Source organism: Eubacterium sp. F2, from assembly GCF_046244355.1.
In the GTDB taxonomy this organism is placed as follows: Bacteria; Bacillota; Clostridia; order Peptostreptococcales; family Anaerovoracaceae; genus Aminicella.
Window position 1 is genome coordinate 1,456,952 of record NZ_CP176393.1, and the last position, 15,305, is coordinate 1,472,256.

Genomic DNA, 15,305 nt, shown 5'->3' on the forward strand with positions numbered 1-15,305 from the left:
GATGACTCTGAATTCAAGCATTGCCCTTCAGCTGATTTTCTGTACCATCGGGTGCATCGGAGTCGGCTGCTGGTATAATATTAAGGGAAAACAGTTCGTTTTCAACGCTGTCGGAGCATTCCTGACCTGGGGAGTGGAAATCCTTGCCCATAATTTTACAAACAGCAATTTTATGGCAACTTTTGTGGCCGCTGTTTTTGTGGCAGCCTTTGCAGAATTCATGGCCAGAGCCTGCCGCGCTCCTTCCACGACCTTTTTAACGACAGGCGCCTTTCCGCTGGTTCCCGGAGCGAGCCTCTACAATTCTATGTATAATGCCGTGCAGGGACATTTCACCATGGCTGCCTACAACCTCTTTCAGGTCATTGCCGTTGCGATGGCGATTGCGCTGGGCTTTATCGTCGTCAGCATCCTGCGCAGATATATCCAGTTCGGAATTAAATATTACAGACACAGAAAACGTCTGCGGGAGCGGTCGTAGCTGCTGTGAGATTTTCAGATAGACTGCTGTACCGGGCGTCATGGCACGGGGCCGTGTTATTTTCTGGGGCTGCTGCATGAAGCATAAAGGAGTTTCATGCAGCAGCCCCCTGCCTTTATTAGCGGTAACTTCTGTAAATATTATCCAAGGATACGGGGATGAAGATGAAAGAAAAGAGAGAATGGATGTATGCAGTATACACGAATATCGCATTTAGTCGTCGTAAAGCAGTCCTCGTATGGCCTTCGTAGGTAGTTTATGCCTGCCTTCGCAGCAGCTGAAATTTTGAACATTTCCCGTTTGGTATTTCCGATTTGAGAAGGCTCCGCTTTCAAGTCCTTCAGGCCTTGCAGGCTGTCTTTTGTCAGACGGTGGAACCGGACCTGTATTTTATGTTATAATAATTATATATATGCCTCGGGCATGTGCTTGTAAGCAAGAGGGGGATTATTTCTTATTGTATCGCATGGGAATGGAGGATCAATATGTTTGACAGAAACGGAAAGGATGACAGCAGCTACAACGTGGATAACTACACGTTTGTAAAGGAGCATTCACCGAAGGTGGGAGAGCTGATTCAGAAGGAGTATGAGCGTCAGCAGCATAATATCGAGCTGATCGCGTCAGAAAACTACTGTTCTGAGGCCATTCTGGCAGCCTGCGGAAGCTGCCTCTCCTGGAAGTATGCAGAAGGATATCCGACCAATCGTCATTCCGGAAATGAGTCCCGTTATTATGGCGGAACCAAATATGTGGACGAGCTGGAGGAATACTGTTGTGATGAGTGGAGAAAGGTTTTCCACACAGATTATCACGTCAATGTTCAGCCGCACAGCGGGTCACAGGCTAATTTCGCGGCATATAAGTCAGTTCTGAAGCCGGGAGACACCATTCTGGCCATGAGCCTGGACAACGGCGGCCACCTGTCTCACGGATCATCCGTCAACTTCAGCGGAAAGCTGTACAACTGTGTATTCTATGATGTTGACGAGAACGGCAGAATCGATATGGAGGACGTGAAGAAGAAGGCGCGTCAGTACCGCCCGAATCTGATTCTCGCAGGTGCCAGCGCATATTCAAGAATCATCGATTTCAAGGCATTCTCCGAGATCGCGAAAGAGTACGGCGCATACTTCATGGTCGACATGGCACACATCGCCGGACTGATCGCCGCGGGCGAGCATCCGACTCCATTCGGCTATGCAGACATCATCACTACGACGACGCACAAGACCCTGAGAGGACCGCGCGGCGGCATGATTTTCTGCAAAAAGGAACTGGCCAAGAAGGTAGACAGTGCTGTCTTCCCGTATGCACAGGGAGGCCCGCTGATGCACATCATCGCCGGCAAGGCCATCTGTGCGGAAGAGGCGCAGACGCCGGAGTATAAGGCGTACATCCACCAGGTTGTGGTCAACTGCAAGGCTTTCTGCGATGAGTTCCTGAAACTGGGCTATAAGGTGGTCACAGGAGGAACGGATAATCATGTATTCCTGATTGATCTGTCCGATCATAAGTTCAGCGGAAAGGATCTGCAGGATGCACTGGATGAGGTCGGCATTACGCTGAATAAGAATGCAGTTCCGGGAGACAAGCGTCCGCCGAAGAAGACGAGCGGTGTCCGTGTCGGAACTGCGCCGATGACGACCAGAGGATTCAAGGAAGAGGATTTCCGGAAGACGGCAAGAAGAATTGATGAAGTTGTCCGCCGTCTGGATAAGGAATTCGCGGAATAATCTGGGCGTCTGGGACGTCTGAAGCCGCCGTATACGGCGGAATACAGAAAATGTAAAGGAAGATCGCATATATGAGGATAATTTTAGATGGAATGGGCGGCGACCACGCGCCGGACGCTGTTGTTGAGGGCGCGGTGCAGGCTGTCGGCATGCTGAAGGAAAGTGATGAAATCTGTATCACCGGTCCGGAGGCGCTGATTCGGGAGAAGCTCAGAAAATACGGATACCGCGGACGCAGAATTACCATCTGCGACGCGAAAGAGGTCATCACCAATGAAGAGGCGCCGGTTATGGCCGTGCGCAGGAAGAAAGACTCTTCCATTGTGAAGGGCCTGAATCTGGTAAAAAACGGAGAAGGCGATGTGTTCATTTCTGCCGGAAGTACAGGCGCACTTCTTGCCGGGGGACTGTTTATCCTGGGAAGAGTGAAGGGCATTGACCGGCCGACACTGGCAACCGTCTATCCGGTTCTGAGCAGCAGCCAGCCGTCACTTCTGACTGACGCCGGAGCGAATGCAGAGTGCAAACCGCGGAATCTGTTTGAATTCGGCGTTATGGGAAGCATTTATATGGAAAAGGTCATGAAACGCCACAATCCGACTGTCGGCCTGGTAAATTTAGGCACAGAAAAGGAAAAAGGCACACCGCTGACCAAGGAAGCCCATGAAATGCTGGCTCACAGCGATCTGAATTTTATCGGAAATATTGAAACAAGAGAACTGCAGAATGCTGTCTGTGACGTTATCGTTACGGACGGATTTACCGGAAACGCATGCATCAAGCTGACAGAGGGTCTCGGTCTTACGATCCTGCAGATGGCAAAGAATATGTTCATGAGCAGTCCCAAGACCAAGCTGGCGGCGCTGATGATGAAGGATCAGCTGTCCGGACTGAAGAAGCAGCTGGACTATAAGGAATACGGCGGTGCGCCGATTCTGGGTCTGAAGAAGGCGCTGCTGAAGATGCACGGTTCTTCTGACGCTCTGGCCGTACGCCAGACAATTCTGAAGGCTGTGCCGTATGTCGAGGAAGGCGTGGTGGAAACCATCGCAGAGGCTCTCGGCAGCCGTGCGGAAGCAATCCGGGAAGAAGAACAGAAAGTAAGGCAGTAAGGACAGACCGGCCGGCATCTGCCGGCCGGAATTCTGTTTTAACGGGAGGCAGAAATTGAACGAGCAGGAATTTGAAGAGATACTGCAGTATCAGTATCATGACATCCGGCTGCTGAAACGCGCGCTGACGCACAGCTCCTGGTGCAAGGAGCATCACCGTCCTCCGATGGAGTGCAACGAGCGGCTGGAATTTTTAGGCGATGCCTTTTTGGATGCCATAATCGGGACCGAGCTGTTTACCAGGCTCGATCATTCGAATGAAGGAAAACTGACAAAACTCAGAGCCCTGGTGGTATGCGAAAAAGCACTGGCAGAAGTGGGCAGAAAACTGAATATCGGAGAATACCTGTATCTGGGACATGGCGAGGAGATGACCGGTGGAAGAACGCGGGAATCGATTATCGCGGATGCTGTGGAAGCGGTCATTGCATCGGTGTTTTTAGACAGTGATTACGAGCATGTCCGGGATTTCGTCCTTCGGGAATTCCGTCCGCTGGTTGATCTGGCGCTGGAGGGAAAACTGTATTCAGACTATAAGACGCAGGTGCAGGAAATTCTTCAGAAAAACGGAACCGAGCCGGAGATCCGGTATGTTCTGGACCGGGAGACCGGGCCGGATCACGATAAGACGTTCTATGTCCACATGCTCTGCAACGGACAGAAAATGGGGTCCGGAAGCGGAAAAAGCAAGAAGGAAGCGGAGCAGAACGCCGCGAAGGCGTCTCTTGAGGAGGGTTACGTAGAAAATGTACTTTAAGAGATTGGAAATTCACGGATTTAAATCTTTTGCTGAACCGTCCGTGATTGATTTTAATGAGGGCATTACAGCAATTGTCGGCCCGAATGGAAGCGGAAAGAGCAATATCAGCGACGCGATCCGCTGGGTCCTGGGCGAACAGAGCGCCAAGGAACTCCGCGGCGGAAAGATGGAGGAAGTCATCTTCAACGGAACGGAAAACCGCCGTGCGAAGGGAATGGCTGAGGTTACGCTGGTAATCGACAACACCGATCAGTCGCTGAATATTGATTACAATGAGGTGGCGATCACCCGCCGGATGTTCCGGAGCGGTGAGAGCGAATATCTGATCAACAACCATGGCTGCCGTCTGAAGGATATTCGGAATCTTTTTGTGGATACCGGAATCGGGGTGGACGGATATTCGATCATTGGCCAGGGAAAAATTGCAGATATCATCAGTGACAAGCCGGCCAGCAGACGAAAGATTTTTGAGGAGTCTGCTGGAATCGTCGCGTATAAGAACCGGAAGGCTGAGGCGGAAAAGAAGCTGGAAGAGACAAAAATCAACCTGGACAGAATCGACGACATCGTTCAGGAGCTGGAAGGAAGAATCACAGGACTCCGCACGGAAAGCCAGAAGGCAAAACAGTATCTGGAACTGAAGAAGCAGTACAGAGAACTGTCGGTGAACATCATTCTGAAAAACATCAAGGATGATATGGAACATGCCGAGCAGTATAAGACGGAGTCTTCCGATCTTGCCGGAAAGATCAACTTTACAGAGGATAATCTGAAGAAGGTCAATACAGACGCGCTGGCTCTGGAAAATAAGGAAGCAAGACTGATCCGTCAGGAAGAAGATGCGCATAAAAAAATCCCGGAGATTATTGAATCCATTGGAAATTTTGAGCGGGAACGCCAGCTGAGACAGGAACGTCAGCAGAATATGGAAAAGGAAGAGTCCCGTATTCAGGACGAACTGAGTTCCGTGACCCGCCGCGTAGATGAGAAAAGGATCGAGGTTGAGGAGAGCCGCGGAAAGATCGCGGAACTGAATGCCAGAACACGAATGGCATCCAATACCCTGGAAGAAAAGAAAAATGCCTTTGAGCAGCTCGGAAGAAAGCGCAGAAGAGGAGCCAGCGTTAAGGATCTGACCAGTCAGCTTTATGATCTGCACAGCACAGCGGCTTCCAAGAAAAGTGAATCCAAGAGTGTAGAAAGCTATAAATCAACGCTGGAAAAGAGAAAGCGCCAGCTGAACAGTGATTCTGAGGCCCTGCTTCATACGAAACAGATGTATGAAAACAAGCAGAAGGAGATCGAAACCAGCGAACGTTACGCGCAGAATGAAAAACAGCGTCTGGAGAAAGAACTGAGTGAAGCAGAAAAACAGCGGCTCAGCCTGCAGCAGCAGCGAAGCGATCTGGAATCCCAGCTCAGCCGTCTGCAGATCCGCATCAGCGAGATGACCTCCCGGCAGAAAACCATTGAAGAAATGGAACACAGCTATGAGGGCTACAATTATGCGGTAAGATACATCATGCAGTCCGGCCTCATCGGCGTAGAAGGCGTTGCCGGAGATATGATCGACGTTCCGGACGGAATGGAGACGGCCATTGAAACCGCTCTTGGAGCAGCAAAGCAGAATATCATCATCCGGGATGAAGAATGTGCCAAACGTGCCGTCAATGTGCTGAAACATAATAAGGCGGGTCGTCTGACCTTCCTTCCGGTCAGCAGCATTGAAGGAAAGAATGCACAGGTCCCGGAAAGAATCGCCCAGGATGCAGGATTTATGGGACTCGCTGTCGACCTCGTTAAATTCAGAGAGCGTTACCGCAGCATTTTCCGCTATCTGCTGGGAAGAGTTGCCGTCGTTGACAATCTGGATGCCGCAATCCGACTGTCTAAGATCAGGGGAACGGGTCTCCGCTACGTCACGCTGGACGGAGAAGTTATTAATGCGGGCGGAGCGATTACAGGCGGAGTATACCGCAGAAAGACCGCGAACGTTGTCGGAAGGAAAAATGAGATTGCCCGTCTCCAGAATGACATCGAGCAGTCTCAGGATGAAATGAACCGTCAGCGCAACAGCAGTGAGTCAGCGGAACATGCTCTGAAATCCATTGAGAAGCAGATTCATCAGATCAGAGAGGAGCAGAGAGAAAACGACATCCGTCTGACTGCCGTCGCACCTCGTCTGAAATCGATCCGCGATGAAATCCGGAAGGCGGAAGAGCAGATTAAGAAGAACGATCTGGAAGTGGAAAACGCGGATAAGGAACTCCGTGAATCCGATGAAATGGCCAGGAATCTGCTTAATGAGAGCAAGGATGCAGAGCAGCAGATTGTTCAGCTTGAGCATGAACTGGAGAAGGTTAAGGAAGAAGAAGCAGAGATGCAGACTGCGCTGCAGCAGGCCAGAGAAGAAGTCTCCCAGCAGCGTATTGAATATGACCGCTGGAATGCAAAGCTGGAATCAGAGAAATCCATTGCTTCTCACGGTGAGAAGGAACTGAATGAACTGATCCGCCAGCAGCAGGAGAAAGAATCACAGGCGGATAAACTGGCAAGAGAAAAGAGCCACATGTCCTATGGAACGGCAGATGATGATGCCGTCCTGATCCGTCTGCAGCAGGAGAAGCAGACTGCAGAAGAGCTGATTTCCCAGAGCAGAGACGAAAGAAAGGAACTTTCCAGACAGAAGGATAGTCTGGACGAGCAGAAAAACCAGCTGAGAAAAGAATCTGCAGCTTACCGCGATGAGAAATATCAGCTGGAAATCAAGGCTGCAAAGAACGAGACGCAGCTTGAGCATCTGAAAGACCGTCTCTTCAATGACTTTGAGCTTTCCTACGCGCAGGCTCTGGATATGAAGTGGGACGGATTCGTATTAAGCGGCGCAGTGAAGATGAGCAACGAACTGAAGGACGACATCCGGAAACTCGGTGAAGTCAATGTCGGCGCGATTGATGAATATGAAAAAGTCAGTGAACGCTATAAATTCCTGTCCGACCAGCAGAGCGATGTCCAGAATGCTGCTTCTGAGCTGGAAATGATCATAGAAGACATGGATCATAAGATCATCCACCAGTTTACGACAACCTTCCAGGCAATCCGGAAGAATTTCACACGAATCTTCAAGGAGCTGTTCGGCGGCGGAGATGCGGAACTGATCCTGGAAGACGAGAAGCATCCGATGGAATCCGGCATTCAGATTATTTCCAGACCTCCTGGAAAGAAGCTGCAGAATATCAACCTCCTGTCCGGAGGAGAAAAGACGATGACAGCACTTGCACTGATGTTTGCGGTGCTCTGTGTCAAGCCGACCCCGTTCTGCATTCTGGATGAGGTTGAGGCAGCGCTGGACGAGGCTAATATTGCAAGATTTGCCGAGTATCTGAAGAACTTCCATCAGACGCAGTTCGCTCTGATCACTCATCAGAAAGCGACCATGGAGCATGCAGATTCGCTGTACGGAGTAACCATGGCTGAGGAAGGTGTTTCCAAGGTCATCAGCCTGAAGCTCGGAGAATATGATCCGGATGACTTTACAGAATAAAAGGAGGGACAGGCAGAAGATATGGCAGTATTAAAGAAGAAAAAAGGATTTTTCGGCAGGATGGCAGAGCGTATCGGCGATGTCATCATGGCGCATAATACCGTCGATGAGGATATGATGGATGAACTGGAAGAAGTTCTGATTACATCCGATATCGGTATGGAAACGACAGAAAAGATCATGGATGATCTCCGTGATCATATTAAGAAAGACTATATTCAGGCACCAGAGCGGGTAAAGAAAAAGCTGACCGAAATTATTGCCGGTCTCATGGATAAGGGAGACCGGCTGAAACTGAGCAGCAATTATCCATTGGTCATCATGATGATCGGAATTAACGGCGGCGGAAAGACAACCACCATCGCCAAACTTGGAAACCGCCTGAAACAGGAAGGAAAGACGGTTATGTTCGCCGCGGCGGATACCTTCCGCGCAGCGGCAGCAGAGCAGCTGACCATCTGGGGAGACCGGATCGGAATCAACACGGTTCATCATGAAGAAGGCGCGGATCCGAGCGCCGTTCTGTTTGACGCGATTCAGTCTGCGAAAGCAAAAAATATCGATGTTCTGATCTGTGACACAGCAGGACGTCTGCAGAATAAGAAGAACCTCATGATCGAGCTGGAAAAAATGAACAAGGTCATTGATAAGGAATACCCGGAAGCATCACGTGAGACCCTTCTCATCGTGGACGCAACAAACGGAAAGAATGCGGTTTCGCAGACCCAGGAGTTCAACGAGGCTGCTCCGCTGACCGGAATTGTCATTACCAAACTGGATGGAACGGCAAAGGGCGGAATTGCTATCACGATTGCCGATGAGTTCGATATGCCGATCAAGTATATCGGCGTCGGCGAGGGCATTGACGACTTGGAACAGTTCGATCCGCTGGAATTTGCAAGGGGGATTTTCGATGAGTAAACCGATTGTTGCCGTCGTCGGACGGCCGAATGTGGGAAAATCTACGTTTTTCAACATGCTTGTCGGCCAGAGAGTGTCCATTGTGGAAGATACCCCGGGTGTGACAAGAGACCGCATTTATGCGGAAGCCGAATGGAACGGAAAAAGCTTTGGCCTGATTGATACCGGAGGTATTGAGCCTTCCAGCAAGGATATCATCCTTTCCCAGATGCGGGAGCAGGCGCAGATTGCCATGGATATGGCAGACGTCATCGTCTTCATGGTTGATGGAAGAGAAGGCCTGACCGCGGCAGATGAAGAGGTTGCGCAGATGCTGCGCAGAACCGGAAAGAAAGTGATTCTGCTGGTGAATAAGATCGATAATCCATCTAAAATTCCGGATTCATTCTATGATTTCTATACGCTTGGAATCGGAGAGCCGATTCCGATCTCTTCATCCAACAAGCTGAATGTCGGTGATGTGCTGGATGAGATCGTGAACAGCTTCCCGGATGACGCAGGGATGGACGAAGAAGACAGGATTGGCGTTGCCGTCATCGGAAAACCGAATGTCGGAAAGTCTTCCCTGATCAACGCGCTGATTCAGGACAACCGTGTGATCGTAAGCCCGATTGCCGGAACCACCAGAGATTCCGTCGATACCCCGTTTACCTGGAACGGCGATAAGTACAACCTGATCGATACTGCCGGAATCCGCAGAAAATCAAAGGTGTATGATTATGTGGAGAAGTACAGCGTTATCCGTGCCATTGCGGCAGTTGAACGTGCCGATGTCTGCATTGTCATGATGAACGCAAAGGATGGCGTAACTGAGCAGGATAAGAAGATCGCGGGTCTTGCTCATGAAGCCGGAAAGGGAATCGTTCTGGTGGTCAATAAATGGGATCTGATTGAAAAAGAAACGAACACTATGCGCGATTTTGTCAGGACAGTAGAATCTGAACTGCAGTTCTGCAGCTATGCGCCGATTATCTTTACCTCGGTGACGGAAAAACTCCGTCTGAACGATGTTATGGCCATGGCCCATGCGGTAGCGCAGAACCGTGCGCAGCGCGTTCCGACCGGACAGCTGAACAGTCTGATTGCCGATGCCGTCATGATGAAGCCGACCCCTTCGGATAAGGGAAAGCATCTGAAGATTTACTACGGCGCACAGGTCGGCGTCAAACCACCGCTGTTCATGTTCCAGATCAACAGCCGGAAGCTGGTGCATTTTTCCTATAACCGTTATCTGGAAAACCGCATCCGCGAGACCTTCGGCTTTGAAGGAACCTCCATTAAATTTATTTTCCGTGAAAAGAGAGAAAAGGATCAGTAGAAATGAGCAGTCATGAACTTCTTATGATCATCATATCCGCTGTGATCGCGTACATGCTGGGAAGTATTTCTCCGTCTACGCTGATTGCCAGAAAGCATGGAATCAACATTAAAAAGGCCGGAAGCGGAAATGCCGGAACGACCAACACACTCCGCGTACTCGGGGCGAAGGCCGCGCTGGCAACTCTTGTGATTGATATCGGAAAAGGAATTGCAGCCGTCGGAGTCGGATATCTTCTCGCCGGACGTATCGGCGCCATGGTCAGTGCTCCTGCGGCATTTATCGGCCACTGCTGGCCGGTCTATTATAAGTTCAGAGGAGGAAAGGGTGTCGCCGTTGCCTTCGGTGTTCTGGTGGCCTTGAATCCGAAAATCGGATTCGCCCTCTTGCTGATTTGTGTTTTGGCCGTCCTCGTGACCAGAAGAGTAAGCTTCGGTTCGATCATTGCAGCCATTGCCTGCCCGATCCTTTGCTGGTTCCTGATGAAGGATTTCTTCTACATCGGCCTGGTCATGGGCATTCTGGTCCTCTTTAACCACAGAAGCAACATCATGCGGCTGATCCGCCATGAAGAGGATCCGGTAAGCATCAGCTGGTTTAAGAAGAAAACAGGCGGAAACGACGGCAGCGGAAATGAAAAATAAGGGCGAAAGCCTGAGCAGTATACAGCAGGAAAAAAAGATAAAAGGAGAGGGTATCATGAGTAAAGTTGCGGTGATCGGTGCCGGAAGCTGGGGAACAGCCCTTGCGATGACGCTGGCGCATAAAGGTCATGAAGTTTATCTGGTGGTGCACAGTCAGAAGCACCTGGATGCCATGAAGGAGTCCGGAGAGAATGGAAGATATCTCCCGGGCGTAAAACTGGAGCCTGGCATTCATCTGACGATGGACAGAGGAGAGGCGCTGGAGAGTGCCTGCGCGGTTGTTTTTGCCGCACCGGCACAGAAATTCCGCTCCGCGTTCGAACAGACGATTCCTTACATGGATGATGGAATTATCGTGGTTAATGCCGCGAAAGGAATCGAAAAAGGAACGCTTCTTCAGCTTCATATGGTCGCGCATATTCTCCGCCCGGATTTTCCGTATGTAGCAATTTCCGGGCCGTCTCACGCAGAGGAAGTCTGCCGCTTCCTGCCGACGACTGTCGTTGCAGCTTCAGAAAATCCGGAGGCTGCGGAATTCGTGCAGGATCTGTTCATGACCGACCGTTTCCGCGTCTATACGAATGATGATCTGGTGGGCGTGGAGCTGGGCGGAGCCCTGAAAAACATTATTGCTCTCGGTGCCGGTGTAAGCGACGGAATCGGATACGGCGACAATGCCAAGGCTGCGCTGATGACCAGAGGCCTGACAGAAATGATCCGCCTGGGTCTGAAGATGGGCGCCCGCCAGGAAACCTTTGCCGGTCTGACGGGAATGGGCGACATGATCGTCACCTGCACCAGCATGCACTCCAGAAACCGCCGCTGCGGAATCCTGATCGGACAGGGAACCGAGCCGCAGAAGGCCGTGGAGCAGATCGGCATGGTCGTTGAGGGCATTACGACCGCTGAGGCAGCCGCTAAACTGGCACGCCGTCATCATGTGGAAATGCCGATCACACAGTGCATCAACGCCTGCATGAAGGGCGAGCTGACGCCAAGAGAAGCCGTCGATCAGCTGATGACCAGAGACAGAAAAAATGAAATGAACTTCCGCTAAGGCCGGATCTGAGAACACGGATTCGTCCCTGGCGGAGAAGAGGAGAAATAAGAGAATATATGAGTACAACGTTTCATATCACGACATTCGGATGTCAGATGAATGAACACGATTCTGAGATTATGGCGGGACTGCTCAGCGATATGGGCATGACCCAGGTGAAAGAGCGGAAAGACGCAAATGTCGCGATCATCAACACCTGCAGTGTCAGAGATAACGCCGACAAGCGCTTTTTCGGAACGCTGGGGCAGCTGAAGCGCAGAAAGATGAACGATCCTGACTTTTACGTCTGCGTCTGCGGATGCATGATGCAGCAGCAGCGCGTCATCGACCAGATCAAGGCGAAATACCCATGGGTCGACCTGATTTTCGGCACCCACAATATCGAGCGTCTGCCGCACCTCCTGCGCAGCGTCATGCAGAATCACGATCAGGAGATGGAAATTCTGGACGGCGGAGCAGACCGGAAAGTTCCCGAACACCTTCCGATGAAGAGGCTGTATAGGGAGAAAGCCCTGGTTAACATCACCTTTGGCTGCAACAACTTCTGCACCTACTGCATCGTCCCTTATACCAGGGGCCGCGAGATCAGCAGACATCCGGAAGAGATTCTGAGAGAGATCCAGAGCCTTGCCGATGATGGCGTCAGAGAGGTTATGCTTCTGGGACAAAACGTAAACTCCTACAAGGGAGAATACGAGCTGCCGGAAACCGCGCAGAGAGCCGCCTGGAAGCCGGAAACCGAAGAAGAAAAGAAAGAAGCCGAGAAGAGCAGCGGATACTGCACTTTTTCCCATCTGATCCGCCTCGTTGCAGAAATAGACGGAATCAAACGGATCCGCTTCATGACCTCTCATCCTAAGGATCTTTCCCCGGAACTGATTGACACCTTCCGGACCTGTGATAAACTGTGCAAGAACATCCATTTGCCGGTACAGTCAGGATCCGACCGGATTCTGAAGAGAATGAACCGGCATTACGATAAAGAGAAATACCTGAGCCTTGTAGACCGGCTGAAGAAGGCTGTTCCGAGAATTACCATTTCCACGGATATTATTGTCGGTTTCCCGGGAGAGACGGAAGAGGATTTCCAGGATACACTGGATGTGGTCAGCCGCGTGCGCTACGACTCCGCCTTCACCTTCCTGTACTCCATCAGGAAAGGCACACCTGCCGCAGGTTATGAGGATCAGATTCCGGACGATGTGAAGCATGAGCGTTTCAACCGTCTTGTAGATCTGGTAAATAGCTGCAGCGCAGAAAAAAACAAGGCTTATGAGGGTACGGTGCAGACCATCATGATTGAAGGAAAGAGCAAGAGAAACAAACAAGCTCTCTGCGGAAGAACAGACGGCTTCAAGCTTGTCAATTTCTCCGTTCTGCCTGAAGACCTGCCGGAAAACATCCGGAGACGGGGAAGGTCCGTTACAGCTCTTGCCGATGCCTGGACCGGAAAATTCGCTGAAGTTGAGATCACCCAGGGGAAAACATTCAGCCTGGAAGGAAGACTGATTTCCGTATTGGATGAGGAGAACAATCATTAGAATCGAGGGAGAATAGAAAATGGGTAAATTTAGATACGGCATCGCGCTTCTGGCTGCCAAGATGTCCGTCCTTGCTCTGAAAATTACCAAACATAACGGAACGAACTTTCCGGGAATCGTCGCGCTGAAAATCTGTCCGGATTTTCTGAAATACGTGCATAAGCCGAAGACGATTATCGGTGTTACAGGAACCAACGGAAAAACGACCGTTTCCAACATGCTGAATGACCTTTTGACAAAACTGGGAAGAAATGTTCTGAACAACGGCATGGGTTCGAATATCAATACAGGAATCGCAACCTGCCTGATCAGCGGAGTAACGCTGTTCGGACGCGAGAAATACGATACCGCCGTTCTGGAGATCGATGAGCGTTCCGCCCGCGTGGTTTTCCCGTATGTCCAGCCGGATCTGATGCTGATCAGCAATCTGTCCAGAGACTCTATCATGAGAAACGGCCATCCGGAATACATTAAATACATCCTGGAGCGCTACATGCCGGAGAAGACCCATCTGGTCCTGAATGCAGACGATCTGATCGCATCCTCTGTGGCTCCGGAAAATCCGAGAGTTTACTACGGAATCGACAAGATGCCGGGCGATTTCACCGAGTGCCGCAATCTCATCAACGACATGCAGATCTGCCCGAAATGCCACGCAAAGCTGAAGTATAAATACATCCGCTACAGCAATATCGGAAAAGCATACTGTCCGAACTGCGATTTCAAATCGCCGGAGTATGACTGCGTGGCAAAAAATGTTAATGTCAACAGCATGACAATGGACTATGAGGGCGGTGGCGAGTCCGCAGAATTCCGTCTTCTGAATCCGAGCACTTTCAACATTTACAATCAGGTATCCGCCATCACCATGCTGCAGCAGCTGGGCTATTCCCTGGAAGAAATCCGCTCTGCCATGGAGAAGATTCACATCACAGCATCCCGTTTCGGCGTGCACCAGATCGGCGACAAAGCCGTCAGAAACATTCTCTGCAAGGAGAAGAACGCCTATGCTGCATCCCGCGTATTCGAGTACGTAGGCGAGCAGCCGGGTACCAAGGAAATCCTGATGTTCAACAACTGCATCGGAGACACCCATCACTGGTCAGAAAATACCTGCTGGCTCTACGACTGCGATTTTGAGTTCCTTGCCGACGATAAGATCAAACAGATCATTGTTTACGGCGACCGAGGACTGGACTATAAACTGAGAATGCTGATTGCCGGCGTGCCGGAAGACAGAATCACATACGTAAAAGATCCTGCAGACGGCGTCGGAAAACTGAAGATGCTGCCGAACGACAATATTTACGTTTTCTATGGAACGGACTCCTTCAACCTGGGCATGAAAACGACCAGAGAAGCAGAGGCTGCCGTCCGCGCCTGGAACGATGCCCACGGCATTTCCAATGTGGTTGATGAGAATGACAAGGAGGAAGCGTAATGAAGGCAGAAGTATTATATCCAGAAGTCGCAAACCTGTACGGAGAGCTGGGAAATATCCGCTATCTGAAGATGTCTGTTCCCGATATTGAAATTATCGAGACCGCGCTGAACGAACGCCCGCGTTTCCTGGATGAAGAAAATCAGATCGATCTCGTATACATGGGAACAATGACAGAGAGCGCGCAGATCGTTGTCAGCGATACAATGAACGAGTATCTGCCGGAGCTGAAAGCCGCCATCGAGCGCGGTCAGCGGATGCTCTTTACCGGCAACGCCATCGAGCTTCTGGGAACAAAGGTGCATGATAAGGAAAACGGAGACACAGAATTTCTGAATCTCTTCCCTTTCCACACAGAGCGTGATCTTATGCACCGCTACAACTCCCTGTACATCGGGAAATACGAAGATATCTCCATTGTCGGATACAAGAGCCAGTTCACACAGAGCTATCCGGACGGAGAGCTGCAGCCATTGTTCCAGACGGTACGCGGATGCGGTCTGAATCCGGACATTATGGAAGAGGGAATCCATTATAATAACCTTATGGCGACCTACATCATCGGACCTCTGTTCGTTCTGAACCCGAAATTTATGGTCCGCCTTCTGGAAGAAGCAGGACTGAAGGATGTTCATCCTGCCTTTGAAAAAGCAGCCATGGAAGCCTATGAAGCGCGCCTGGCCGAGTACAGCGAACCAGACCGCGGATTCATTTACTAACATCGGTTCGTAATTGGAGGAATGAAAA

At 50.7% G+C, this 15,305-nt stretch carries 12 protein-coding genes; all 12 read left to right on the top strand.

Annotated features, from left to right (window positions below; translation table 11 throughout):
• Position 1: 1 nt before the first annotated feature.
• The 12 genes from ACI77B_RS06140 (at position 2) to ACI77B_RS06195 (ending at position 15,277) form a co-directional block, all read left to right on the top strand.
• Positions 2–481, top strand: coding sequence for a threonine/serine exporter family protein (locus ACI77B_RS06140; protein WP_409336014.1), 480 nt, complete (start codon positions 2–4; stop codon positions 479–481).
• A 485-nt stretch (positions 482–966) separates the two neighbouring features.
• Positions 967–2,217 (top strand): serine hydroxymethyltransferase, encoded by a 1,251-nt coding sequence (glyA, locus tag ACI77B_RS06145; protein WP_409336015.1) that lies wholly within the window; start codon positions 967–969, stop codon positions 2,215–2,217.
• A 71-nt stretch (positions 2,218–2,288) separates the two neighbouring features.
• A complete protein-coding gene (gene plsX / locus ACI77B_RS06150) occupies positions 2,289–3,329 on the top strand; it encodes a phosphate acyltransferase PlsX (protein WP_409336016.1) in 1,041 nt (346 codons plus the stop codon).
• A gap of 55 nt (positions 3,330–3,384) precedes the next feature.
• Positions 3,385–4,086, top strand: a complete 702-nt coding sequence (rnc, locus tag ACI77B_RS06155) for a ribonuclease III (RefSeq protein WP_409336017.1) — start codon at positions 3,385–3,387, stop codon at positions 4,084–4,086.
• Positions 4,076–7,633, top strand: coding sequence for a chromosome segregation protein SMC (gene smc, locus ACI77B_RS06160; protein WP_409336018.1), 3,558 nt, complete (start codon positions 4,076–4,078; stop codon positions 7,631–7,633). Before rnc ends, smc begins: the two co-directional genes overlap by 11 nt.
• Positions 7,634–7,654: 21 nt before the next feature.
• Complete coding sequence (gene ftsY, locus ACI77B_RS06165; RefSeq protein WP_409336019.1) at positions 7,655–8,554, top strand: signal recognition particle-docking protein FtsY; 900 nt, start codon at positions 7,655–7,657, stop codon at positions 8,552–8,554.
• Positions 8,547–9,872 carry a ribosome biogenesis GTPase Der gene (gene der / locus ACI77B_RS06170; protein ID WP_409336020.1) on the top strand — a complete coding sequence of 442 codons (1,326 nt, stop codon included), beginning with the start codon at positions 8,547–8,549 and terminating at the stop codon, positions 9,870–9,872. Before ftsY ends, der begins: the two co-directional genes overlap by 8 nt.
• A gap of 2 nt (positions 9,873–9,874) precedes the next feature.
• Positions 9,875–10,516, top strand: coding sequence for a glycerol-3-phosphate 1-O-acyltransferase PlsY (gene plsY / locus ACI77B_RS06175; RefSeq protein ID WP_409336021.1), 642 nt, complete (start codon positions 9,875–9,877; stop codon positions 10,514–10,516).
• 55 nt (positions 10,517–10,571) lie between these two features.
• Positions 10,572–11,573, top strand: a complete 1,002-nt coding sequence (locus ACI77B_RS06180; protein ID WP_409336022.1) for an NAD(P)H-dependent glycerol-3-phosphate dehydrogenase — start codon at positions 10,572–10,574, stop codon at positions 11,571–11,573.
• Between the two features lie 59 nt (positions 11,574–11,632).
• Complete coding sequence (locus tag ACI77B_RS06185) at positions 11,633–13,117, top strand: MiaB/RimO family radical SAM methylthiotransferase (RefSeq protein ID WP_409336023.1); 1,485 nt, start codon at positions 11,633–11,635, stop codon at positions 13,115–13,117.
• A 19-nt stretch (positions 13,118–13,136) separates the two neighbouring features.
• Complete coding sequence (locus ACI77B_RS06190) at positions 13,137–14,558, top strand: Mur ligase family protein (protein ID WP_409336024.1); 1,422 nt, start codon at positions 13,137–13,139, stop codon at positions 14,556–14,558.
• On the top strand, positions 14,558–15,277 hold the full coding sequence (locus ACI77B_RS06195; protein ID WP_409336025.1) for a hypothetical protein: 720 nt from the start codon (positions 14,558–14,560) through the stop codon (positions 15,275–15,277). Before ACI77B_RS06190 ends, ACI77B_RS06195 begins: the two co-directional genes overlap by 1 nt.
• Positions 15,278–15,305: the final 28 nt, after the last annotated feature.